The sequence below is a fragment of the Gymnodinialimonas mytili genome, assembly GCF_037544085.1.
Lineage (GTDB): Bacteria > Pseudomonadota > Alphaproteobacteria > Rhodobacterales > Rhodobacteraceae > Gymnodinialimonas > Gymnodinialimonas mytili.
The window spans coordinates 941,349-965,030 of record NZ_JBBIFW010000001.1 but is presented as its reverse complement, the minus strand read 5'-3'; the positions used below and the strand labels follow the sequence as shown (position 1 = coordinate 965,030).

General features: G+C 60.3%; 24 protein-coding genes and 1 riboswitch. Of the genes, 13 read left to right on the top strand and 11 right to left on the bottom strand.

The features are described from left to right. Positions 1–64: 64 nt before the first annotated feature. The 6 genes from ettA to V8J82_RS04770 all read left to right on the top strand — a co-directional run bounded on the left by ettA (position 65) and on the right by V8J82_RS04770 (position 3,925). On the top strand, positions 65–1,720 hold the full coding sequence (gene ettA, locus V8J82_RS04790) for an energy-dependent translational throttle protein EttA (RefSeq protein WP_339972686.1): 1,656 nt from the start codon (positions 65–67) through the stop codon (positions 1,718–1,720). Positions 1,721–2,123: 403 nt separating this feature from the next. After that, positions 2,124–2,303, top strand: a complete 180-nt coding sequence (locus V8J82_RS04785; protein ID WP_339972684.1) for a hypothetical protein — start codon at positions 2,124–2,126, stop codon at positions 2,301–2,303. Positions 2,304–2,373: 70 nt separating this feature from the next. Then, positions 2,374–2,556 carry a KTSC domain-containing protein gene (locus V8J82_RS23670; RefSeq protein WP_439650033.1) on the top strand — a complete coding sequence of 61 codons (183 nt, stop codon included), beginning with the start codon at positions 2,374–2,376 and terminating at the stop codon, positions 2,554–2,556. 384 nt (positions 2,557–2,940) lie between these two features. Then, complete coding sequence (locus V8J82_RS04780) at positions 2,941–3,249, top strand: TIGR03792 family protein (RefSeq protein WP_339972682.1); 309 nt, start codon at positions 2,941–2,943, stop codon at positions 3,247–3,249. Between the two features lie 70 nt (positions 3,250–3,319). Then, the gene (locus tag V8J82_RS04775) at positions 3,320–3,568 is read left to right on the top strand and encodes an HP1242/YdcH family protein (protein WP_339972680.1); all 249 of its coding nucleotides are present in this window, start codon (positions 3,320–3,322) and stop codon (positions 3,566–3,568) included. A 150-nt stretch (positions 3,569–3,718) separates the two neighbouring features. Then, positions 3,719–3,925 (top strand): cold-shock protein, encoded by a 207-nt coding sequence (locus tag V8J82_RS04770; protein WP_339972678.1) that lies wholly within the window; start codon positions 3,719–3,721, stop codon positions 3,923–3,925. A gap of 349 nt (positions 3,926–4,274) precedes the next feature. On the opposite strand, the gene V8J82_RS04765 is transcribed toward V8J82_RS04770, so the two are convergent. Beyond that, positions 4,275–4,460 (bottom strand): hypothetical protein, encoded by a 186-nt coding sequence (locus V8J82_RS04765; protein ID WP_339972676.1) that lies wholly within the window; start codon positions 4,458–4,460, stop codon positions 4,275–4,277. Positions 4,461–4,597: 137 nt separating this feature from the next. On the opposite strand from V8J82_RS04765, the gene V8J82_RS04760 reads away from it, so the two are divergent. Next, entirely contained in the window at positions 4,598–5,134 is a 537-nt protein-coding gene (locus tag V8J82_RS04760) for a DUF4329 domain-containing protein (RefSeq protein ID WP_339972674.1), read from the top strand. A gap of 20 nt (positions 5,135–5,154) precedes the next feature. Here V8J82_RS04760 and V8J82_RS04755 read toward each other — a convergent pair whose 3' ends face one another. Genes V8J82_RS04755 through gcvT form a run of 4 tightly spaced genes read right to left on the bottom strand, consistent with a single transcriptional unit; the run spans position 5,155 to position 9,893 of the window. Further along, complete coding sequence (locus tag V8J82_RS04755; protein ID WP_339972672.1) at positions 5,155–5,523, bottom strand: VOC family protein; 369 nt, start codon at positions 5,521–5,523, stop codon at positions 5,155–5,157. Positions 5,524–5,566: 43 nt separating this feature from the next. Further along, positions 5,567–8,401, bottom strand: a complete 2,835-nt coding sequence (gene gcvP / locus V8J82_RS04750; protein ID WP_339972670.1) for an aminomethyl-transferring glycine dehydrogenase — start codon at positions 8,399–8,401, stop codon at positions 5,567–5,569. Between the two features lie 22 nt (positions 8,402–8,423). Further along, positions 8,424–8,786, bottom strand: coding sequence for a glycine cleavage system protein GcvH (gcvH, locus tag V8J82_RS04745; protein WP_339972668.1), 363 nt, complete (start codon positions 8,784–8,786; stop codon positions 8,424–8,426). Between the two features lie 15 nt (positions 8,787–8,801). Beyond that, complete coding sequence (gene gcvT / locus V8J82_RS04740; protein ID WP_339972666.1) at positions 8,802–9,893, bottom strand: glycine cleavage system aminomethyltransferase GcvT; 1,092 nt, start codon at positions 9,891–9,893, stop codon at positions 8,802–8,804. A gap of 147 nt (positions 9,894–10,040) precedes the next feature. Next, positions 10,041–10,134, bottom strand: a riboswitch (glycine riboswitch). Positions 10,135–10,208: 74 nt separating this feature from the next. Between gcvT and V8J82_RS04735 the strand changes: the two genes are divergently transcribed. After that, positions 10,209–10,736 (top strand): gamma-glutamylcyclotransferase family protein, encoded by a 528-nt coding sequence (locus V8J82_RS04735; RefSeq protein ID WP_339972664.1) that lies wholly within the window; start codon positions 10,209–10,211, stop codon positions 10,734–10,736. Here V8J82_RS04735 and V8J82_RS04730 read toward each other — a convergent pair whose 3' ends face one another. Further along, complete coding sequence (locus V8J82_RS04730; RefSeq protein ID WP_339972662.1) at positions 10,737–11,465, bottom strand: penicillin-binding transpeptidase domain-containing protein; 729 nt, start codon at positions 11,463–11,465, stop codon at positions 10,737–10,739. Positions 11,466–11,572: 107 nt separating this feature from the next. Further along, on the bottom strand, positions 11,573–11,989 hold the full coding sequence (locus V8J82_RS04725; protein WP_339972660.1) for a tellurite resistance TerB family protein: 417 nt from the start codon (positions 11,987–11,989) through the stop codon (positions 11,573–11,575). Between the two features lie 97 nt (positions 11,990–12,086). On the opposite strand from V8J82_RS04725, the gene V8J82_RS04720 reads away from it, so the two are divergent. Both V8J82_RS04720 and V8J82_RS04715 read left to right on the top strand, forming a co-directional pair. Next, positions 12,087–13,667: a lysine--tRNA ligase gene (locus tag V8J82_RS04720; RefSeq protein WP_339972658.1), complete on the top strand. Its 1,581-nt coding sequence runs from the start codon at positions 12,087–12,089 to the stop codon at positions 13,665–13,667. A gap of 55 nt (positions 13,668–13,722) precedes the next feature. Further along, on the top strand, positions 13,723–14,154 hold the full coding sequence (locus V8J82_RS04715) for a DUF4864 domain-containing protein (RefSeq protein ID WP_339972656.1): 432 nt from the start codon (positions 13,723–13,725) through the stop codon (positions 14,152–14,154). Here the strand turns inward: V8J82_RS04715 and murJ are convergent. Genes murJ through V8J82_RS04700 form a run of 3 tightly spaced genes read right to left on the bottom strand, consistent with a single transcriptional unit; the run spans position 14,151 to position 19,686 of the window. Further along, positions 14,151–15,710 carry a murein biosynthesis integral membrane protein MurJ gene (gene murJ, locus V8J82_RS04710; protein ID WP_339974523.1) on the bottom strand — a complete coding sequence of 520 codons (1,560 nt, stop codon included), beginning with the start codon at positions 15,708–15,710 and terminating at the stop codon, positions 14,151–14,153. The two genes, V8J82_RS04715 and murJ, sit on opposite strands and share 4 nt — an antisense overlap. Before the next feature lie 15 nt (positions 15,711–15,725). After that, the gene (locus tag V8J82_RS04705) at positions 15,726–18,557 is read right to left on the bottom strand and encodes a [protein-PII] uridylyltransferase (RefSeq protein WP_439650032.1); all 2,832 of its coding nucleotides are present in this window, start codon (positions 18,555–18,557) and stop codon (positions 15,726–15,728) included. Further along, entirely contained in the window at positions 18,517–19,686 is a 1,170-nt protein-coding gene (locus V8J82_RS04700) for a penicillin-binding protein activator (protein ID WP_339972654.1), read from the bottom strand. The genes V8J82_RS04705 and V8J82_RS04700 overlap by 41 nt, the downstream gene beginning before the upstream one ends. A gap of 153 nt (positions 19,687–19,839) precedes the next feature. Here V8J82_RS04700 and rsmI point away from each other — a divergent pair, with 153 nt between their 5' ends. The 3 genes from rsmI (at position 19,840) to gshB (ending at position 22,103) form a co-directional block, all read left to right on the top strand. Then, complete coding sequence (gene rsmI, locus V8J82_RS04695; RefSeq protein ID WP_339972652.1) at positions 19,840–20,742, top strand: 16S rRNA (cytidine(1402)-2'-O)-methyltransferase; 903 nt, start codon at positions 19,840–19,842, stop codon at positions 20,740–20,742. Then, on the top strand, positions 20,739–21,092 hold the full coding sequence (locus V8J82_RS04690) for a YraN family protein (protein ID WP_339972650.1): 354 nt from the start codon (positions 20,739–20,741) through the stop codon (positions 21,090–21,092). The genes rsmI and V8J82_RS04690 overlap by 4 nt, the downstream gene beginning before the upstream one ends. Before the next feature lie 69 nt (positions 21,093–21,161). Beyond that, positions 21,162–22,103, top strand: a complete 942-nt coding sequence (gene gshB, locus V8J82_RS04685) for a glutathione synthase (protein WP_339972648.1) — start codon at positions 21,162–21,164, stop codon at positions 22,101–22,103. Between the two features lie 7 nt (positions 22,104–22,110). On the opposite strand, the gene V8J82_RS04680 is transcribed toward gshB, so the two are convergent. Continuing rightward, complete coding sequence (locus tag V8J82_RS04680) at positions 22,111–23,643, bottom strand: YifB family Mg chelatase-like AAA ATPase (protein ID WP_339972646.1); 1,533 nt, start codon at positions 23,641–23,643, stop codon at positions 22,111–22,113. Positions 23,644–23,682 lie beyond the last annotated feature (39 nt).

Below are 23,682 nucleotides of genomic sequence, written 5' to 3'. Positions count from 1 at the left end.
TTGCCGATCTGCCGCGGCGCAGATAAAACACCCTAACATCTGAACCGGGCAAAGGGGTGCGGCCGTGGCTTCCTATCAATATGTCTACCACATGGATGGCGTTTCAAAGACCTATCCTGGCGGGAAAAAATGCTTCGAGAATATCCGCCTCAGCTTTTTGCCGGGTGTGAAAATCGGTGTTGTGGGCGTCAACGGCGCTGGCAAATCCACTTTGATGAAAATCATGGCCGGGCTGGACAAGGATTTCACGGGTGAGGCCTGGGCCGCCGAGGGCGCGCGTGTCGGTTACCTGCCGCAAGAGCCACAATTGGACGAAAGCCTGTCGGTCCGCGAAAACGTCATGTTGGGCGTGGCGGAAAAGAAGGGCAAGCTGGACCGGTTCAACGAGCTGGCGATGAATTATTCCGACGAGACCGCCGATGAAATGGCGGCGCTGCAGGATGAGATCGACTCGAACAACCTCTGGGACCTCGACAGCCAGATCGACGTCGCGATGGAAGCGCTCCGCTGCCCCCCTGATGACGCCCCCGTCGAAACCCTCTCCGGCGGGGAACGCCGCCGCGTGGCCCTTTGCAAGCTTCTCCTCGAAGCGCCGGACATGCTGCTTTTGGACGAACCCACCAACCACCTCGACGCCGAAACCATAGCTTGGCTGCAACAGCACCTGATCGACTACAAGGGCACGATCCTGATCGTCACTCACGACCGTTACTTCCTTGACGATATCACCGGCTGGATCCTGGAACTCGACCGGGGTCGCGGCATTCCTTACGAGGGCAATTATTCGGCCTGGCTTGAGCAGAAGGCTAAACGCTTGGAGCAGGAAGCACGCGAAGACAAGTCGCGTCAAAAGACCCTGGAACGCGAGTTGGAATGGATCCGCCAGGGTGCCAAAGCGCGTCAGGCCAAGCAAAAAGCACGGATCAACGCCTATGAGGATCTCGCGGCGCAATCTGAGCGTGAAAAGCTGACCCGAGCGCAAATCGTGATCCCGAATGGCCCGCGCCTAGGCGGAAAGGTCATCGAGGTTGAAAGCCTCAAGAAGGGATATGGTGACCGGCTGCTGATCGAAGATCTGACATTCGCGCTGCCGCCCGGTGGGATTGTCGGAGTGATCGGCCCGAATGGCGCCGGGAAATCGACGCTGTTTCGGATGCTGACAGGGCAGGAACAGCCCGATGACGGCACATTGGAATACGGCGATACCGTTGACTTGTCTTATGTCGACCAGTCCCGCGACGCACTCGACGCCGATGCAACCGTCTGGGAGGAAATCTCGGGCGGTGCCGAGATCATCGAATTGGGCGACGCACAGATGAACAGCCGTGCCTATTGTTCGGCCTTCAACTTCAAAGGCGGCGATCAGCAGAAGAAGGTCGGCCAGCTTTCAGGCGGGGAGCGCAACCGCGTCCACATGGCGAAACTGCTGAAATCGGGCGGCAACGTTCTGCTGCTTGACGAGCCCACCAACGATCTCGACGTCGAAACGCTCCGTGCTCTGGAAGACGCCCTGACCGATTTCGCAGGCTGCGCCGTGATCATCAGCCACGACCGCTTCTTCCTCGACCGCCTCTGCACCCACATCCTGGCCTTCGAAGGCGAGGCCCATGTCGAGTGGTTCGAAGGCGCCTTCAGCGACTACGAAGAAGACAAGAAGCGGCGTTTGGGCCCCGATGCGCTGGAGCCGAAGCGGGTGAAGTACAAGAAGTTTGTGCGGTGACAGTCGCCAACGTCGGTTTGGCTGTGGACAACTCGCGGTACATATCGAGAACGCGGCCCGTTTCTCCACAACATATTGTGCTGTTTCGCAACAGTGTGGCGAAATGGACTCTTGCGCAACGCGGTGTCAAGATTCATGTTAGCAACATACCACTTTGAGGCACGCCTAGTGTTTTCAACGGAAAACCCTCGCCCTTGCTGGCGAGGGTTTTTTGTATTATCCATAGGGAAAATAGGGAGATTTAGAGGTTATCCACACGAACTTGCGGTTTGCGGATCCACCTCATCAAAATCTAGCTTGACAGAGTTAACGCTGCGAGCCACGCTGGCGACGGTGAGGGCGTGCCTCGAAGTGGTATTTGATAGCGCCCTTGCTGAACGTTCACTCAGTAAGGAGAAGCGTAATGCTTACTCAGACCAATAAGCCTATTGGAACAACAGCCCGCACGGGCGAGCGCTGCCCTGAAAGTGGCGTCTGGCGTGCCATGTCGACACCGTCGACAACTGCGCCGATCGCCAAGGGCAACGTGATGCCACCGTACAATCGGCAGGCGGTGACCTGGAAACTGATCCAACATGCATGACGAAGTTGGGGGCGGCTGAAAGGTCGCCCCCTTACTCTGTTTCATTGGATTTTGGTTCGGGGAGAATGTAATGCCCTACGTAAATTCGTCCGCAATTAGCCGCATCGAATGGAATGCAGGTACCTTGTCGATTTGGTTTCGAACAAGTTGCAAGTACGATTACTTTGGTGTGCCGAATGCTGTGTATGAGGTTTTTCTCAATGCAGGTTCGAAAGCGTCGTTTTTCAATGATTTTATTCGCGACCGCTACTGACTTACACGAGATTTCCGCCACCGAAGGGCCTTGCCGCGACGATCCGAACCTCTGGTCTGTGCACTTTATCCCAGCCACCCCATCGCTCCGCTCGAACCAGCCACCAAGCCTCACCAAATCGCCCGCTGCCTGATAGGCTCTTTTGCATTGCAAAAAATGCCGAGAAGGGGCCCGGGACAGGCCCGTCCCCTCTCGGGATATTGCTGCGCAATACCCTGTCGGGAAGTGGATGGCGGGGCCGCTGTGCGGCTGTTAACCCGCCACGTGCTTTGCTTATCCGTTTGGCGGAACCTGTTCGCCGTGGCCTCTTGCAGGCCTTTCACCAAGTGACCCAAACACCCCCAACGCATTGCCCGACCCCACATCCACACGTACTGTTCCGCAATGACCCAAACCATCGAACACCTCACCGTCGCCATTCCGCCCGACACGATCACCGCGTTTCTTGAGGCCGATAGCGCCGTTTGGACGGCCACGCTCAGCCAGCAGCCCGGCTATACCGCGAAGGAGGTTTGGGTGGACCGCACCGATCCGACGCGGGTTCATCTCATCATTCGGTGGGAGAGTTACGAGGCATGGAAATCCGTGCCCGCCGATCTCTTGGCGGCCACCGATGCCAAGATGACCGAGACCTTCGGCCACGTCGTTCCAGTGCTCAGCTGCACGGCGTTGGATGTTCTCTCGTCCGCTTGACGCAGATCAACGCTGGCCCATCCGTATCCGCCTAGCCTCCGTTGGAACACATGCAGAAGGGAGAGCCTACATGTCCCACACCCCCCACGAATTGGCGGCGGATTTTCCAGAGAAGTCGGACCTGATCCACAAGCTGAAGATGACAGATGGCGAGTTCCGCCACCTCGCTGATCGCTACCACGAGATCAACCGCGCCATTCATCGGGCAGAGACCAATGTCGAGCCTACCGATGACCTTCACGAGCAGGAGTTGCGGAAGGAACGGATGGCTCTGAAGGATCGAATTGCGGCGAAACTCAGCCGATCGGAAGGTGCCTAAGGCCTTGCTAAGATTGCGCAGCTCGTGCATATCGTGCGGGCTACCGCTCTACCTCGACCTGTCTGCTTTTCGGCCTCAGTCTCGATCTCGAACGCTCTGGCCGAACCGCCGCACCGACGCGGGCGGATCTACAATTTAGGAGAAACACAGATGGCCACTGGCACTGTGAAATGGTTCAACGCCACCAAAGGCTACGGTTTCATCGCCCCCGATCAAGGCGGTAAGGACGTGTTCGTGCACATCCGCGCGTTGGAACGGTCCGGCCTACAAGCCCTGGACGAAAACCAGAAGGTCACCTACGACCTTGAGGCGGGTCGTGACGGTCGCGAAAGCGCGGTAAACCTGCAGCTTAGCTAAGCTGCATAGTCACGCGACAGCGGCGCGCCCGGATTCGGACGCGCCTTTTTTTATGCAATTTCAATATATTCCGCGGAAAGCTCATGCGCGACACACGCGATGTCAAAAGCCTGTCAAGTCAGGAGAGCAGGCAAAGACAGATTAACCAGATCGATTTATTGTGGCATCGAAGGAGAAGTTTGATGCCCTCGCCGACCCCGAAACCCAAACCGCCGACCAAGGAAAAGCCCCGTCCGTCTTTTCGGTTCACCGATTGGGCGTCGATCTAAGCTTAATCTCTGCCACAGGTGCTTATTACGGGTTTTCCTGACAACCCGGCAAAGCTCCTCGATGGCGCATTCACCTGGTATCAGAAGCGCAGTGATACGATCAGGGCAACAGACATGATCATCACGGCCCAGACGCAAAAGAACATCGCCATCCGACCCAGGACCAACCATTGCCGCACATCATCATCTTCGGTCACTTGTTCAATCGCGGTACCCTTTGCAATCGCATTGACACGGATCTTGATCATCTCTTCCAACCGGGACATGTGGCGTGCTCCATTTCTTTGCACTCCCGCAAGTAGGTCGAGACCCGCCTAAGTCCAGCATCTGGGATCTGTAGGTTGGCTTTTGAATGAAATCCGATACTTATGATTTGAAACGTTTCGCATAGGAGTTAACGAGTATGCGCTTTTTCACCGCCGCCCTGGCGCTTGCCGCGGGTATTGCCGCTACGCCGCTGGCCCATGCTCAGGATGCCCGCGAGACGGAGTTTGTCCGCGGCTTGATGGAATCGATGAACCAATTGTCGGTGCGGTTTAATCGTGAGGTATGCGGCTTTATCCTGCAGGATGCCGAAGGGAACTACACCTCGACCAAAGTGTCTTGGGGGGGTGAGGCAAGCTGTGCGTCCTTGCCATTGGAGGCCGGTCAGCGCGCAGTATCGTCTTGGCACACCCATGCCGCTTGGGGTCAGGGCTATGATGGAGAGGTACCGTCGATCCAGGATGTCGAAGGAGACATGCGGTTCGGCGTGAATGGCTGGGTCGGAACACCCGGCGGTCGCCTTTGGTTCGTGAATGGCACAACCGGCGACATGACCCAGGTCTGCGGACGTGGATGTCTGCCCGAGGATCCGAATTTCTTCCCCGAAGAACATGGCCCGGTCGCCGAGAGCTATTCGCTGGATGGGTTGTACCAGCGCTTCGGTCGGTCACGCTAAGCTTAGATGTCCGCATCGGACTAGGCGGATCTTTCACCGATTTCGATGACATGGCCATCGAGGTCTTTGGCGCGGAACAAGCGCCCGCCCCAGCTTTGTGTTCGGATCGGGTGCAGAATATCGGTGGCGTGCGAGACGCGCTCGAAGGCTGTCTGCAAGTTATCGGCTTCGAAATACAAAACCATGTTCGCCTGGCCGAATGGGCTAGGCGGTGGCGCGGTTCCAAAAACATCCTCGTGCAGGCTAGGTCCGTCGTGAAGGGCAAAGCCGCCTTCGAAACGGACGAAGTTTTCATGTGCCTCGATAACGGTCAGCCCGATAACATCACGATAGAACTCTACGGAGCGCGGTAGATCTGCGACGAAGGGGATCGGGTTCACAAAGCGCATGACGAGGAGATGACGCTTGGCTCATACGCTTTGCAAGCCCCGTCTATTCAGCGGCGTCCAGATACTCCTCCACTGGCGGACAGGTGCAGACCAGGTTCCGGTCGCCCGCCACATTGTCCACGCGATTGACCGGTGGCCAATACTTGTCGACGCGGAAGGCGCCGGGAGGGAAACACCCCTGTTCACGGCTATAGGCACGATCCCACTCGCGGATCAGATCCTCCATTGTATGGGGGGCGTGGTGGAGCGGGCTCGCCTCGGCCGATATCTCGCCGCGTTCGACATCGGCGATTTCGATCCGGATCGCGCGCATCGCGGTAATGAACCGGTCCAACTCGGCCTTGGTCTCGGATTCAGTCGGCTCCACCATCAACGTTCCCGCCACTGGCCAAGACATGGTCGGCGCGTGGAACCCATGATCCATCAGACGTTTGGCGATGTCGTCCACGGTTACGCCCGCTTCAGCAAAGGGTCGGGTATCGAGTATGCATTCATGGGCGACCCGGCCCGATTTGCCCTTGAACAGAACGCCGTATGCGCCCGCCAACTCGGTTGCGATGTAATTGCCGGCCAGGATCGCGACCTTCGTCGCCTGGGTCAGGCCCGCGCCCCCCATCAGGTGCACGTATGCGTAGCTGATCGGCAGGATCGAGGCCGACCCATAGGGCGCCGCGGAAACAGGCCCCGCGCTGCCGCCGGTTTCAGGATGGCCCGGCAGATGGGGCGCGAGATGCGCCTTTACGCCAATGGGTCCCATTCCGGGCCCGCCGCCGCCATGGGGGATGCAGAAGGTCTTGTGCAGGTTCAGGTGGCTGACATCGGCGCCCAGTTCGCCGGGTTTCGACAGGCCCACCATCGCGTTCAGGTTCGCGCCGTCCAGATAGACCTGTCCGCCATATTGATGCGTGATCTCGCAGACCTCGCGCACCGTTTCCTCGAATACGCCGTGGGTCGACGGGTAGGTGATCATGCAAGCTGCCAACCGGTCGCCTGCCGCCTCGGCCTTGGCACGGAAATCGTCCAGATCGATATCGCCGTTTTCTGCAGCTTTGACCACGACCACGTCCATACCTGCCATCTGGGCGGAGGCTGGGTTGGTCCCGTGGGCCGAAACCGGGATCAGACAGACGCGCCGGTCCTGCCCACTGGCGGCGTGGTAGGCGGCAATAGTCAAAAGCCCTGCATATTCGCCCTGGGCGCCGGAATTGGGCTGCATCGACATCGCGTCGTAGCCGGTGATCTCGCAGAGCTTCGCGCTCAGATCTTCCAGCATCTCGGCATAGCCTTCGGCCTGATCGGCGGGCGCGAACGGATGAAGCGCGCCAAATTCCGGCCAGGTTACCGGCATCATCTCGACCGCCGCGTTCAACTTCATGGTGCAGGAGCCAAGTGGGATCATCGCGCGATCCAGGGCCAGGTCCCGATCCGACAGCCGCCGCATATAGCGCATCATCTCCGACTCGGCGCGGTTCATGTGGAAAATCGGATGGGTCAGATAGTCCGTCTGGCGCATCATTGCGTCTGGGATCGCCGGCGTGTTGAGCCGCGGGGCCACTAGCACGCCGAAGGCACGGCACACGGCCTCCAAATGCGCCTCGGTTGTCACCTCATCGACGCTGATCCCGATGCGATCCGCCCCGACATCGCGCAGGTTGATCCCGCGCGCCACCGCGGCGGCCATGATGCGGCTTTGTTTGTCGCCCACCGGCACAGTGATCGTATCAAAAAAGCTGTCCTGCTCGGGCGCATAGCCGCCTGCGCGCAGGCTTGCGGCCAGGCGAACTGCCCTTAAGTGCACCCGCTCCGCAATCGCGCGCAGCCCCTGGGGGCCGTGAAACACTGCATAGAAACTGGCCATCACTGCCAGCAAGGCTTGGGCTGTGCAGACATTCGAGGTCGCCTTTTCGCGGCGGATATGCTGCTCGCGCGTCTGCAGCGACAGGCGATAGGCTTTCTGACCGTGGCTATCGACGCTGACCCCGACGATGCGTCCTGGCATGGACCGTTTCAGCGCATCGCGGCACGCTATGAACGCCGCGTGGGGGCCGCCATATCCCAAAGGCACGCCAAAACGCTGGGCCGAGCCGATAGCAATATCGGCACCCATTGCACCGGGTTCTTTGATTAAGGTCAGGGCCAGCAAATCGGTCGCGACCACGGCGATTGCCTTGTGATCGTGTAGTGCGGCTATGTGCTCGGTCGGATCCGACAGATCGCCAAAGGTGCCTGGATATTGAAACAGCGCCCCGAAGACTGCGTTCGGCACAAGCGTGTCCCGTGTGCCGACCAGCACCTCGATCCCCAGCGGCGCCGCGCGGGTTTCGACCACGGCAATCGTCTGTGGGTGGCACGTATCCTCCACAAAGAACGTGCTCGCCTTCGATTTCGCGGCACGCTTCGCCATCACCATCGCCTCGGCCGCTGCGGTCGCCTCGTCCAGCAGCGAGGCATTGGCCACTTCCAACCCGGTCAGATCCGCCACCATGGTTTGGAAGTTCAGCAGCGCCTCCAACCGGCCTTGGGCGATTTCGGGCTGATAGGGCGTGTAGGCCGTATACCAGGCCGGGTTTTCCAGCACATTGCGCTGGATCGCGGGCGGTGTATGGGTGCCATAATAGCCCTGGCCGATCATCGACACCATCGGCTTATTCTTGGCGGCGATTCCGCGCATGTGGTCAAGCAATTCCGCTTCGGACAAAGCCGGCCATTCCAGCGGATCGGCCTGGCGGATCGCCGCGGGCACGGTCTCGTCGATCAGCGCCTCCAGAGTGTCAGCGCCCACGGCGCTCAGCATCTCGGCCATCTCGGCGAGAGAGGGGCCAATATGGCGACGATTGGCGAAATCGGTCGGATCGTAGGCGGTATTTGTCCAGGGCATGGGGCTCTCCGGGGCTGTTGGCTCAATCGCCGATATGGTCTTTGTACTCGTCCTCGGTCATGTAATCGTCCAGGGCGGACGGGTCGTCGACCTTGATCTTGAAGAACCAGGCCGTGCCGGTCGGGTCTTCGTTGACCATTGCGGGGGCATCGGCCAGCGCGTCATTCACTTCCACGATTTCGCCGTCCAGCGGGGCCAGGATGTCGGAGGCCGCCTTGACGGATTCGATCACCACGATCTCGTCCCCTTTTGCAACTTGGGTCTCAATCTCGGGCAATTCGACGAATACGACATCGCCCAGCTGGGTCGCTGCGTGATCGGTGATGCCGACAGTGACAACGTCGCCATCGGGCAGCAGCCATTCGTGGTCTTCGGTGAATCTCATATGTGTCTCCATACGTTAGCGTTTGTAGCCAGGTGGGGTGAAAGGCAGTTTGGCTTGTTGTGCGGGCAGGCGTTTGCCACGTACTTCGCCGTATAGGGGGACATCCTTCGGGGTGTCCGCGTCGATCAGGGCCAGTGCCATGGGCGCGCCCAGTGTTGGGCCGAACCCGCCCGATGTGACATGCCCGATTGGGGTCTGGACATCCGGGCTCGCGAAAATCTCAACGCCTGCACGCATCGGCGCGCGGCCATCGGGCAGCAAGCCGACCCGGCGTCGTGGGGCGCCGTGATCAAGTTGCGCCAAGATCACCTCGGCACCGGGAAACCCGCCTGCGCGGGCGCCTCCGTTCCGGCGCGCTTTGCCAATCGACCAGGCCTGACCGGCTTCGATGGGAGAAATGTCTTCCCCCAAATCTTGGCCGTAAAGCGGTAAGCCCGCTTCCAACCGCAGGCTGTCGCGCGCTCCAAGGCCAATAGGGGCGACGTCGGGATCGGCCAGTAGCGTGCCAACAAATTCCGCTGCTAAGCCATCCGGCACCGAGATTTCAAACCCGTCCTCCCCTGTATAGCCCGACCTACTGATCCACAGTGCCTCGCCCCAGTTCAACTCAGCCCAATCCATGAAACGCAGATCTGCAAGCCCTTCGATCAGCCGCGACAACGCAGCCTCGGCTCTCGGACCTTGAAGCGCAAAGAGCGCGCGGTTTGCGATTGGGGTGACATCGGTGAGATGTGCGCTCAAATGGGCCAAGTCAGCGTCGAACCGTCCAGCATTCACCACCAGCAGATGATCTGACCCACGATTGACCACCATTAGGTCGTCGATCACACCACCTTGCGCATTGGTCAGCATTCCATAGCGTTGCCGCCCGGGTGCAAGGCCCAAAATATCGGTTGGGATCAAACGCTCCAGCGCATGGGCGCCGTCGCCGACGACGATCTGGCGCATATGGCTGACGTCAAACAGACCGGCCTTTTCACGTGTATGCAGGTGCTCGGCCATCACACCGGCGAATTGCACTGGCATCTGCCATCCGGCAAACGGCGCAAATCGCGCGCCCAGATCGGCCCAGAGTCCGTGCAGTGGTAGCTGTTTCAGATCGCCCATGGCCGTCCCCGTTGCAAACCGGCGCCAAAGGCCCGGCATCAAACCCGCACCGCGCAACGCAGTACCAGATGATGCCCCCTCTGTCCTTTCGCCTGAGATCGTTATCCCTTCGGCGGGGGCGCTTGGCCCCTCTCTCCAGAGTTTTGTATGCAACATCAGGTCCATTTGCCTGAGAGTTTACCGGGGCGGTTGCTCCTTCGGCCCAAGCGCGGCGTGCGCTCGAGTCTCCCTGCGATTGCGTGCGAAAGCATACATACCCGTTGGCGTGGATCAAGGCCCTTGCGCGCAGTGCCGAGTTGGATCATCCGAGGGGGCATGATGCATCCCTATTTCTTCGGCTATGGCAGCTTGGTGAACCGCACGACTCACGATTACCCGCAGGCCGAACGCGCGCGGGTTAGGGGCTGGCGGCGAGTCTGGCAGGGCACATCGATGCGCAAGGTAGCCTACCTGACAGCGGTGGCCGATTCAGGCAGCGAGATCGATGGGTTGATCGCCGCGGTGCCCGGTGCGGATTGGACTGCGCTGGATCTGCGCGAACGCGCCTATCTGCGTCACAAGGCCCAAGCGGACATCGGCCGGGACGTGCAGATCTATGCCGTCTCGGCAGAACATGCAGATCCCAAGCCAGACCATCCGATCCTGCTGAGTTATCTCGATACCGTCATCCAAGGCTATCTGCGAGAGTTTGGTAGATACGGGGCTCAGGCGTTTTTCGAGACGACCGCGGGATGGCATTATCCAATCCAGGATGATCGTGCTGACCCGATCTATCCGCGCGCCACCCGGCTTACCCAAGGCGAGCGCGCCTTCGTGGATCTGCATTTGGGCAAAGTGCGCTAGCTAGGCAGGCCAGAGCCCCGCATGGCGCAGCAGGCGTTGGCTGAACTCAGATCGAAATCGGTTGATGCTGTTCCAATCGGGTCCATGCGTGTGCAGCGCAAAGACTGTCTCCGGGCGCCCATCGTTTTGTACGAAGCCCACATACCAGCCCTCGGCGCTGCGATCATCACGGAACCCGCCGCCCGTCTTGCCGTGGAGCGTGGCGGTCCCGCTGGTATCGGCCAGGCTGACCTCCACCAATGCTGCGATGCTGCGCTCGGACAGATCGGTCTCGCCGCGCAATACGCGCTCCAACCATGTCACTTGCTCGGCGATCGAGATCTGTAGCGTCGCATCCAGCCAGAAGTCCACCGATCCGTCCGCGACTTCGGCATTGCCGTAATCCCAGCGGTCCAGCGTCTCGCGATACTGCGCGGCGCCGACGTCGTCCGCGATGTCCTGAAAGTACCAAAACGCAGATCTGGCGAATGCGCTGCGTAGCGTCTGATCTTGCCGCCAGGATGCCGGCCACCAAACGGCGGCGGGCCGGCGATCCTGATCCCAGACACGCGCCGCATCCAGCGACGTCTCAACCCCGGTTTCCAAGCCGATCAGCAGGTTGGGGATCTTGAAGGTCGACCACGGCGTATGGCGTGTATCGAGATCACTGTCTTCTAGCACCACAGAGGCGCCGGTATCGATGTTGCGCGCCAGAAATGAGACCTCTCGCGGTCCGATCTCCGTGGCCAAGGGCGCTCGGGGAATCACACGTTCGGATTGCGCAAAGCTTGGGCGAGCAAGGCCAAAGGCGGCAAGGCCGGCAATGGCAGCGCGTCGGTCGATCCGCATCGGCACAGCTAAACCGTCATGTGGCGCGCACGTGCGCCACGTTCGATGGCCGCTGCGTGCAAGCGATCAATTCCTAGCGAGTATCGCAACTCCTCCAGAAACCGCAATTCGGGTTGCGCCAGTTTCCCATCGGACGCCGCCACGTCGCATGCCAGCGCATAGGCGGTTTCATACAGGTGCTCCGGCAAATCCTCTTTCACCAGGCCAAACAACGCGTCCAACCCGTCTTCATCCTCGAACAGATCGAACACGATATTGGCAACGCGCCGCATCCTGTCGGCATCGTAATTACCGAAGACCGGCAGGAAATTCACGATTTGCTCAATCGATAGCAATTCGGACGTGCGGATCGTCTCATCCGAGACCGAGATGCCAACCATAACCGCCACCAGGGCGTCTTCGGGGGTGAGGCTGTGGTCTGTCATCGATATCTCCATCCTTGCTTCGGGAACATTTATTGACGCCCCCCGCGCGACACAATAGTTGGCACGTTCAGTTCCTGACATCTGGAAAGCCAAACCCATGACCGACCTGCGTGACGCTGCGATGAATTCCAAGGCCTGGGCCTTTGAAGAGGCGCGCCGCTTGCTGAAACGGTATGAAAAGGCCCCGCCGGAAAAGGGATTTGTGCTGTTCGAGACAGGCTATGGTCCCAGCGGGTTGCCCCATATCGGGACCTTCGGCGAAGTCTTGCGCACGACCATGGTCCGCCGCGCGTTTGAGGTGATGTCCGACATCCCCACAAAGCTGATCTGCTTTTCCGATGATTTGGACGGCTTGCGCAAAGTGCCGGGCAACGTTCCGAACCAGGACATGTTGGCCGAACATCTGCAAAAGCCGCTGACCAGCGTACCCGACCCGTTCGGCACCCATGACAGCTTTGGTGATCACAACAACGCGATGTTGCAGCGGTTTCTGGACACATTTGGGTTCGAATATGAGTTCTATTCAGCCAAGCAATTCTATGCGTCGGGTCAGTTCGACGAGATCCTGTTGCGTTGTGCCGAGCGCTACGATGATCTGATGAAGATCATGTTGAAGTCTCTGCGCGACGAACGGCAACAGACCTATTCGATCTTCCTGCCAATCCATCCCGAAACGGGCCGGGTGCAATATGTGCCGATGAAGCATGTGGATGCGCAGAACGGCACTGTCACGTTCGATGATGAACAGGGCCGCGAGTGGACCCTGCCGGTCACTGGCGGCAATGTGAAGCTGCAATGGAAGCCCGATTTTGGCGCGCGCTGGGCGGCGTTGGGCGTTGATTTCGAGATGTATGGCAAAGAACATGCCACCAACGAAAAGATCTACGATGCGATCTGCCGAACGCTTGGGGGGCGCCCGCCTGAGCATTTCACGTTCGAGCTGTTTCTGGATGAAAACGGTCAGAAGATCTCAAAAAGCTCAGGCAACGGGATCAGCATCGATGAATGGCTGACCTATGCCTCGACCGAAAGCCTGTCCTACTTCATGTTTGGCAAGCCGAAGACGGCCAAACGGCTCTACTTCGATGTGATCCCCAAGGCGGTGGACGAATATCACCAGCAATTGCGCGCCTATGCCGATCAAGACACGGCGCAGCGCATGGCCAACCCGATTTTCCACATCCACGGGCATAATGTGCCGTCCTCATCGATGATCATCAGTTTCGCGATGCTGCTGAACTTGGCTAGTGTCGCGAGCGCCGAAGACAAGGACGCGCTTTGGGGGTTCATCCGCCGCTATGCGCCCGACGCCACGCCCGAGACGCATCCTGATCTGGATGAGGCCGCCGGATTTGCGGTGCGCTATTACAATGACTTCGTGAAACCGACGCGAGAGTTTCGCGCCGCCGATGATCAAGAACGCGTCGCGATGTCCGATCTGGCGGATCGGCTGCGCGCTTATGACGGTCCGGTCGAAGACGAAGCCTTGCAGACGCTGGTTTTCGCTGTTGGTAAAGACCACGACTTCGACCCGCTGCGCAACTGGTTCAAGGCGCTTTACGAGGTGCTGCTCGGGGCCTCACAAGGGCCGCGCTTCGGTGGGTTCATCGCGCTTTACGGCGTGGACGAGACCATCGCTCTGATCGAGGACGGGTTGGCGGGCAAACTTTTGACCTGAAACCGGAGGGGGCTGCGCTAGGTTTCACGGCATCTGTCGTGAAAGGAGCCGCCCTATGATCCGTATTTTTGCCCTTTGCCTCGCGCTGATCCTGAGCGCTGCGTTCGCGGCACAGCAACCCGCACAGGCGCAAGAAATGCTGGCTCCAAACCCGGATATTGAGGCCACGATTGGCGCCCAATTCGACGCATTCCGGCGCGAAGACATCCAAGATGCTTGGCAATATGCCAGCCCGATGATCCAAGGTCTGTTTGGCAACCCCGACCGGTTCGGTCAGATGGTGCAGAACGGATATCCGATGGTTTGGGACCCTGCGCAGGTGGAATTCATCGACTTGCAGACCTTGGGTGGTGTTATTGTGCAGCGGGTCGAAGTCGTCGATCAGGCGGGCACCTTGCATTATCTGGGTTATGCGATGGTCGAGACGGAAAATGGCTGGCGGATCAACGCGGTGCAGGTGCTGCGCGCGCCTGCGTTAGGGGCTTAGCGCCGTAAAGCGCCGCGAAAATCACTGAGTTTGAACGCACCAAATGCGCGGCCGAATAGGAAATAGCTGCCAAGTCCCAATGCAACCAAGATCGCCAGCGCCGCATAGCGCCAGCCCGGTACGCCAAGCACCGGCCCAATGACCAGGACGCTGCCCCACAACACCACGGCCATAAGGGCCGATGCTGCGCAGACCCGCCACAGCCTTGAGCGGAATTGATTATCGAACGTAGCGACCGATCCCATCTGCCGCCGTCCGCGCGACAATTGCCAGACCATCACCCAGGCCGCGACGGTGGTCGCAATCGCCGCGCCCAGAAATCCGATCAGCAATCCCAAACCAACCGCCAAAACCGCGTTGACGACCATCGCCACCAGCGCGAAGCGGAACGGCGTGCGTGTGTCTTCCCGCGCGAAATAGAGCGGTTGGTAGACCTTTTGCAGCACGAAAGCGGGCAGGCCCAAGGCATAGACCGACAGGGCCAAAGCGGTCGCGGCGGTGTCGTCCGAGGTGAATTCGCCCCGTTCGAAGAGGACAGAGATAAGCGGAACCGGAATGGTGATCAGCGCCGCCGCTGCTGGGATGGTTAGTGCCATGGCGACCTCGGCCGCGCGGCTCAGCGCAAAACGCCCGCCCAGACCGTCATCGGCACGCAAACGACGCGATAGTTCGGGCAGCAGCACGACCCCGATGGCAATCCCCACAACACCCAACGGCAATTGGTACAGACGATCCGCATAGCTGAGCCAGGCAATCGCGCCGTCAAACCAGCTTGCAACATTGCGCCCGACCAGAAGGTTGATCTGCACCACCCCGCCGGCCAGCATCGCGGGTAGTGCAATGATCGCCAGTCGTTTCAAATCCGGTGTCATTCGCGGCAGGCGCGGGCGCAACGAAAATCCGGCGCGCGCGGCTGCGATCCAGACCAGCGCCAATTGCGCGATCCCGGCGATGGGAACAGCGATGGACAAGACCCGGCCATAGATCGGCTCCGGGATCTCCATCTCACCATAAGTTGCCTGGGCGCCGAACAGCGCTCCGACCAAAATCAAATTCAGCAAGACCGGCGCGGCGGCGGCGGCGGCGAACCGGCCAGCAGCGTTCAAGACACCCGACATCAGTGCCGCCAGGGATATGAACAGGATATAGGCAAAACAGATGCGGCCGTAATCCACCGCCAGGTCAAATCGGGCGTCATTGGCAAACCCGCTGGCCATCGCCAGAACCAGCCAAGGCATCGCTAGGGTGGCGAAAAACGTGAAGATGATCAGAAGGCTCGCCAGCCCGGCAAACGCATCCTGCGCAAAGCGCTCGGCATCTTCGTCGGCTTCCAGCTTTTTCGAGAAGAGCGGTACAAAGGCGGTATTAAACGCACCCTCGGCAAAGAAACGGCGGAACATGTTGGGCAGGGCGAAGGCCACCAGAAAGGCCTGGGCTGCCGGGCCGCTACCCATCAGAGCGGCGATCATGATGTCGCGCACAAAACCCAGCAGACGGCTGACCATCGTCCAGACGCCGACAGTGAAAAACCCGCTTAACAATCGGATGGGCCGGATCGCGGCCATCGCCACCTAGGCTCCCGCCCGCTCGGCCACGGCCGCAATGGCAGCGCGCAGCTTTTTCTCAAGACTCTGTCGACGGTTTTCGGAATGCAATTTCAACCCGAACGTATCCTTCACGTAGAATGTGTCGACCACCTGCACGCCATAGGTCGCGATGACGGCGGAGGCGATGTAGATATTTGAGGCCGCCAGCGTTTTGGTCAGATCATAAAGCAAGCCGGGCCTGTCGCGGGTATCGACCTCGATGATGGTGTAGATCTCGGACCCATCATTGTCGAAGGTGATGGTCGTGGGCACATTGAACGGACGTTCGCGTTTCTTGATCTTGTCGCGTCGCTCCATCGCTTCGGAAGCCAGAACCTCCCCCATTAGCGTTTTGCGGATCATGCCCGTCAGCCGCGGCAGGCGCGCCTTTTCATAGGGGGACCCGTCGCGATCCTGGACCCAGAACACGGCGGTGGCGTAGCCGTCTTTCGACGTGTAGGTCCGCGCATCGACCACATTCGCGCCCACAAGCGAGAGCGCCCCCGCAAGGCGACAGAAGATCCCGGGGTGATCGGCCAGGGCAAAACACACACGCGTGGCGTCGCGATCTTCATCCTGCTTGGTGTCGATCCGGATTTCGTCATCGGGAAGATCGCGCAGCATCGTGGCGAATGTCACCTGCGTGCCCAGATCCAGACCCTGCCAATAGGGTCCGTAATGGCGGCCCATTTCGACCTTGAGGTCCGGCTTGTCCCAATCGGCCAATGCCTCGCGCAGGGTGCGTTTGGCATCGCTTTCAAGCTGCTCGCGGTTCAGATCTTCCAACCCGGTTTCCAGCGCGCTCGCGGTGGACCGATGCAGACCGCGAAGCAAGGTGGCTTTCCAGTTGTTCCAGGTATTGGGCCCGACGCCGCGGATATCGCAGACGGTCAACACGGTCAGCAGATCCAATCGTTCCCGCGTTTTTACTGCCTTTGCGAAGTCGCGCACGGTCCGTGGATCGGCGATGTCGCGTTTCTGCGCCATATCGGACATCAACAGGTGATAGCGCACCAGCCATTCCACCGTTTCACCTTCGGCAGGTTTCAGGCCCAAGCGGGGACACACGGATCGTGCGATACGGGCGCCCAAGATCGAATGATCTTCGTTCTGACCCTTCCCGATATCGTGCAGCAGACAGGCTAGAAACAGCACTTTGCGGTTCACACCGCGTTTCAGAATGCCCGAGACCAGCGGAAGCTCTTCGACCAATTCCTCACGCTCGATCTGTGCAAGGGTCGAGACCACTTGAATCGTGTGCTCATCCACCGTGTAGCTGTGATACATATTGAATTGCATCATCGCGACGATGGGCGCGAATTCGGGCAGGAACGCGGCCAAGACGCCCAACTCGTTCATCCGCCGCAGGGCCCGTTCCGGGTTCCCGTGTTTCAGCATCAGATCCAGGAAGATCCGGTTCGCTTCCTTGTCGCTGCGTAGAGCGTCGTCGATCAGATCCAGCCGCGCAGATACTTCACGCATCGCATTGGGGTGGATCAGATAGCCAGTGCGCAGCCCTTCCTCGAACAGACGCAGGATGTTTAGAGGGTTCTCGAAGAACGTCTCAGCATCGCTGATATTCAGGCGGTTTTGGATGACCTCATACCCATCCTTCAGCTTCTTGCGGCGGTTGCGCCCGCGTAGAAAACCCAGGATCGCCGGTTCTTTTTTCACCAGCCGCGCCTCAAGCCCAGTCAGGAAAATCCGCGTCAGCTCTCCCACTTTGGTGGCATGACGAAAATAATCCTGCATGAAGTGTTCGACGGCCCGGCGCCCGGAATGGTCGGCATAGCCCAGGCGGTCGGCGACCTCGACCTGCATGTCAAAGCTGAGCACATCCTGTGCCCGCCCGGCGATCAGATGCAGATGGCAGCGCACCGCCCACAAAAACCGCTCGGCCGCATCGAAAGCGCCGAATTCCTCGGAGCGGAACACACCCAAATCCACCAATTCCGCCGCGCGGGCCGTGCCGTTTTCGTATTTCGCGATCCAGTAGAGTGTCTGCAGATCGCGCAACCCGCCTTTGCCCTCTTTCACGTTTGGCTCAAGCATGTAGCGCTGGCCACCCTGTTTTTTGTGGCGATTGGCGCGCTCTTCCAGCTTGGCCTCAACAAACTCGCTGGTGGTACCCTTGAACAATTGGTCGGTCAATGCGGCACGCAATTCGTCGCTGAGGGAGGTATCGCCACTCAGGTGCCGCATCTCCAGTAGGGAGGTGCGGATGGTGTAATCCTGCCGTCCGAGGCGTACGCATTCCTTTACCGTGCGGCTGGCATGACCCACCTTCAGCCGCAGGTCCCACAGCATGTAAAGCGCGCTCTCAATGACGCTCTCGGTTTTGCCCGTCACTTTCCATGGGGTTAGAAATAGCAGGTCGACATCGGAATGGGGCGCCATTTCGAACCGCCCATAGCCGCCGACGGCCATCACGGCCAATCGCTCACTATCGGTCGGTACACCCGACGGGTGCAGATAGGTTTGCGCCACCCGTAGCACCTCCGCCACGATCACATCGGTCAGATGGGCATAGGCGCGTGTGGTGCGCCGCGCCGCCAGGGGCGCGATCTGGAAGGCGTCCGACAAGCGGACCCGCGCCGCGTCTTGCGCCGCCATCAGTTCGGACACGGTGGCGGCGCGGATGGCGCCGTGATCCATGCTGCGGTCGCAGACTTTGTCGATCCGCGTGCTGAGGGCGGCGGCGTCAATGATCTCATCGCAGGCAATCAGAAGCGTGCCTGGCTCGGAAGCTGTGGAAAGGCTTGGGTTTAGGGGCCGGTCAGAAACCGGCACCGCCAAGGCGTCTTGGGGCGGGGTCAATCACACTCACCTGTTGGTCGACGATCTGGGCCACCGCCAAAGCGCGTTCGATGGTGCCATTGGAAAGGAAGCGGAATGCACCGCCGGCGCCGTCAACCTGACCGGCAGAGACAAAATCGCCCGCGCTTAGGCGACCGGATCCTGCGGCTTGCGACACGGCGCGGATCGCATCATATCCCAGGCCAGCCAGCGCATGGGGCTGGCCACCATTAGCGGCGGCATAGCGGGCGTTGAATTGCGCGGCCGCGCCACTGTCGGGTAGGGTGAACCAGCCGCCCTGCAAGCCGGAGAATTGCAGCGTGGCGGGCGGGATATCCCAGCGGGTGAGGCCCATCAACTGAACAGTTCCAGTGTCTAGGCCATTTTCAGGGAGGAGTTGCGCAAAGAGTGGCAGTGCGCCCGCGCTGTCAGAGGTGAGCAGTACGGCGCTTGCACTATTGTTGCGCACGGCCTCCGTCACCTGCGGCACGACATTGACGACGCCAACTTGGCTGAATTCATAAGGGATCGTGGCCGAGATCGTGGCACCCGAGCGGGCGGCCGCGCCGCGCACGGCGTCCCGCGCGACCTGCCCGGCAAGGTTAGACGCGTGGACCAGAACGATGTTGCTCTGCCCACGGCGGGCGGCGAAGGACACGATGCGATCGGCGGTGTTTGCGAAAGTGTAGCCCATGATCAGCACATTGCCGCCTGCCACGCCTGTATTGTTCGAGAAGCTCAGCACCGAGACGTTGGAATTGGCAACGGCAACGCCGACGGCTGCGGTCGCGTCCGAGCGGAGTGGTCCGACAATCACATCCGCTCCGGCCGACACGGCCTCCTGCGCGCGGGCCGCGGCAGTCGCGGCATCGCCCGCTGTGTCGTAGACGGTGATCTCGATTGTGGCGGAGCCTGCCACATCTGCCGCGGCAAGTCGCGCAGCTGATTCCAGGCTGCGTGCCAGCAGGGCGTCGCCGCCCGCGCCGCTAAGCGGCAAAAGCATCGCAACATCAACGCTTTGGCCGCTAACGCGTGGGCCGCCGATTGCGATCGGTCCGCCGCCCGTTTGACATCCCACCAGAACAAAAGCCAGGAAAAGGGCTGTCAAAACCCGCAACGGGTTGCGGATAGATTGCAAACGGGAAACCATGATGTGTTCTCCTCCTCGAGGCCAAAAGCCTTGTTCTAGCAGACGATTGGCCCGCACAAACACGCTAAGGTGATTGGCCGATCAAGTAAACGTTGCGCCGCGGGTTGATACCGTTGGACGCGCACATGGCCCATCGAAGGGGGCAAGCGCAAGATGGCAGATGACATGACAGGCGAGAGCGGCAAAGCCGTGCGCAGCGGTTTCGGCGGCAAAATAGCGGCTGGATTGCATTTTGTGGCGACGCCAATCGGGTCCGCACGGGATATCACATTGCGCGCATTGGATGTGCTGGCCGGAGCCGATGTCATCGCGGCGGAAGACACGCGTACAGCACGCAAGCTTATGGAAATTCATGGCATTCCAGTCGCGGGGCGCCCAATGATCGCCTACCATGATCACAACGGAGCGGAAGCACGCCCGAAGGTTCTGGCCGCTCTCGGTCAAGAGAAATCCGTGGCCTACGTGTCAGAGGCCGGAACGCCGTTGGTGGCCGATCCCGGTTACCAGCTGGGCCGTGCGGCAATCGATGCGGGATACCGTGTATTCGCGGCGCCAGGGCCATCTGCGGCGGTGGCGGCGCTGACCGTGTCGGGGCTCGCCTCGGATCGGTTCCTCTTTGCCGGGTTTCCTCCCAGCCAGACCGGCGCCCGTCGCCGGTGGTTGGAGGGGTTGGAGGCTGCCCAGGCGACCCTCATCCTCTATGAAAGCCCTAAACGTGTTCACAGAATCTTAGGTGAATTGCGCGAGCTTTATGGGGCGGATCGTCAAGTGGCGCTCTGTCGGGAATTGACGAAACGCTTTGAAGAAATTCTGCGTGGGTCGATTGATCAGGTGATCGCAGCGATTGAGGGGCGCGTTTTGAAGGGCGAGATTGTGCTGGTCATTGACCGTGCACCGCCGAAATCGGCCTCGGCTGAAGATGTCGATCAGGCCCTGCGCGCCGCGTTGGTCGATCTGCCGGTCAAAGCGGCAGCGGCGCAGGTTGCGTCCGATCTGGGTGTGCCGCGGCGGGATGCGTATCAAGCGGCCTTACGGCTGAAAGAGGAACAGGGATGAGCGGGATCACATCTTATCTGGCGGGCGAAGCTGCGGAAGACACCGTTGCGCGGGCCTATATCGCCCACGGGTATGCGTTGATCGACCAGCGGTGGCGCGGGAAAGCAGGCGAAATTGATCTGATTTTTCAGAAAGACGCCGAGATTATCTTCGTTGAGGTCAAGAAATCGCGAAGCTTTGATGCGGCTGCATTTAGCCTGGGCGCGCGTCAGATCAGACGCCTTTTGGCCTCGGCAGAAGATTTCTTGGGCCGCATGCCCAAGCAATCGATGACACCAGCGCGATTTGATGTGGCTCTGGTGAATGCCACTGGTCAGTTGAAAGTTCTACCCAACGCTCTGGCCGCCTAGGCGCGGACCATTGCGCATTCCTCCGTCTCGCGCCAAGTAAGGCGCAACCGAACCGACGGAGGGCCAAACATGCGTGTCGCGTTTCAGATGGATCCGATTGAGGCTGTGGATATCGCAGCCGATTCCACATTTCGCCTGGCCGAGGAAGCCCAGGCGCGGGGCCATCAGCTTTATGTGTATACGCCCGATGATCTGTTCTACCGCGAGGGCGGTATCTTTGCGACGGCGCGAAGCATTAACGTGCAGCGAGTGCAAGGCGACCATGTGACAGCTACAGCGCCCGAAATCCTTAACCTGGCCGAGATTGACGCGATCTGGCTGCGGCAGGATCCCCCTTTCGATATGGGCTATATCACCACCACCCATCTGCTGGATCGTCTGAAGGGGCAGACCTTAGTGGTCAATGATCCCTTCTGGGTGCGCAACTTTCCTGAAAAGCTGCTGGTATTGGACTATCCGGATCTGACCCCGCCGACGATGATTGCGCGCGATTTGAACGCCCTGAAAGCCTTTAAGGCAGACCATGGCGATGTTATCCTGAAGCCACTCTACGGCAATGGCGGGGCCGGTGTGTTCCGCCTGACACCGGAGGATCGCAATCTGAATTCGCTGCACGAGCTATTTGCCGGGATCAACCGCGAGCCGCTGATCATGCAAAAGTTTTTGCCGGACGTCTCGGCGGGCGATAAACGGGTGATCCTTGTGGATGGGGAGCCCGTCGGCGGGATCAATCGTGTACCTGCAGCGGGTGAGACCCGGTCGAATATGCATGTCGGCGGCCGCCCCGAACCGACAGAACTGACCGAGCGCGAGCGCGAGATTTGCGCGATTATCGGTCCGCGGTTGAAGGAAACAGGCCAGGTCTTCGTGGGAATTGACGTCATCGGCGGCTGGCTGACCGAGATCAACGTGACCTCGCCCACAGGTATCCAAGAACTTGAGCGGTTTGACGATGTGAACATCGCTGCGAAGATCTGGGATGCGGTTGAGGCGCGTGTCGCCGCGATGTGACGCGCGGCTACCCTCCGATCAGGCGATATCCAATGGCTTCGGCAACATGCGGGGTGCTGATGGTCTCTGCCCCATCCAGATCTGCAATCGTGCGCGCCAGCCGCAAGACACGATGATAGCCGCGCGCGGTTAATCGAAACCGATCCGCCGCCTGCAATAGCATGGCTTTGCCTTCTGAGTCGGGCATGGCGATCTGATCGAGCAGCGCGCCCTCGGCATCGGCATTCACGCGGGCATTCGCGCCGAGCGCCTCAAATCGTGCCGTCTGGACAGCGCGCGCGGCGCGCACGCGCTCCGCAATAGCGGCGCTTGTTTCTCCGCCGGCAGGCAGGTCGAGATCGGCATAGGCCACCGGTGGCACCTCAAGACGCAAATCGAACCGGTCCATCAACGGGCCGGAGATCTTGCCCATGTATTCCTGCCCGCAGATCGGCGCGCGATTGCAGGCCGCGCCTGCGTCATAGAGCTGCCCGCAGCGGCAGGGATTGGCCGCTGCGATCAAGAGGAACCGGCAGGGATAGGTTACATGGGCATTGGCGCGGGCCACCACGACATCGCCGGTTTCAATTGGTTGGCGAAGGGTTTCCAACACCGTGCGCGGGTATTCGGGAAACTCGTCCAGAAAGAGCACACCGTTATGGGCCAGGCTGATCTCGCCCGGTTTCGCGCCGCGGCCACCACCGACGATGGCCGCCATCGAGGCGGTATGATGGGGCGCGCGAAACGGCCGGGTGCGGGAAATGCCGCCCTCGCTGAGCAACCCGGCCAGGGAGTGGATCATCGAGGTTTCCAGCGCTTCGGGCGCCGAAAGCTCCGGCAGAATTCCCGGGAGCCTGGCCGCAAGCATGGATTTGCCAGAGCCCGGCGCACCGACCATCAACAGGTGATGACGCCCCGCGGCGGCAATCTCAAGCGCGCGCTTGGCGCGTTCCTGCCCGCGGACCTCGGACATGCATTTTGGGCCACGCTCTGCGATGACTTCGCCCGGACGGGCCGGTTCCAGCGGCGACCGGTCGGTTAGATGCGCAACCAGTTCGGCCAGCGATTTTGCCCCGAAGACAGATGTCATGCCGACCCAGGCGGCCTCGGCCCCACAGCCCGCGGGGCAAAACAACACGCGCTCATCTTCGCCCGCCGCCAGCGCTGCGGGCAGCGCTCCCAGTACGGGGACCAACCGCCCATCAAGCGACAATTCCCCGAGCGCCAAGACTTCCTGTACGCGATCCTTCGGTACGATCCCAAGCGCCGCGAGCAGCGCCAATGCGATGGGCAGATCGAAATGCGAGCCATCTTTCGGAAGATCTGCGGGCGATAGGTTCACCGTGATCCGCCGCGAGGGCATCGCAATGGCCATGGCTTGAAGCGCGGAGCGCACGCGTTCGCGCGCTTCCGACACGGCTTTATTGGGCAGACCCACAATCGTAAAGCTGGGCAGGCCCGCCGAGACGGCGCATTGAACCTCGACCCGGCGCGCATCGAGGCCTTCGAAGGCGACGGAATGGGTCACGGCCAAGGCGTCGGGGGAGCTGCTTTCAAACATGCTCCAGCCCTAGCCGGTGTTGGTTAGCGAAGCGTTAAC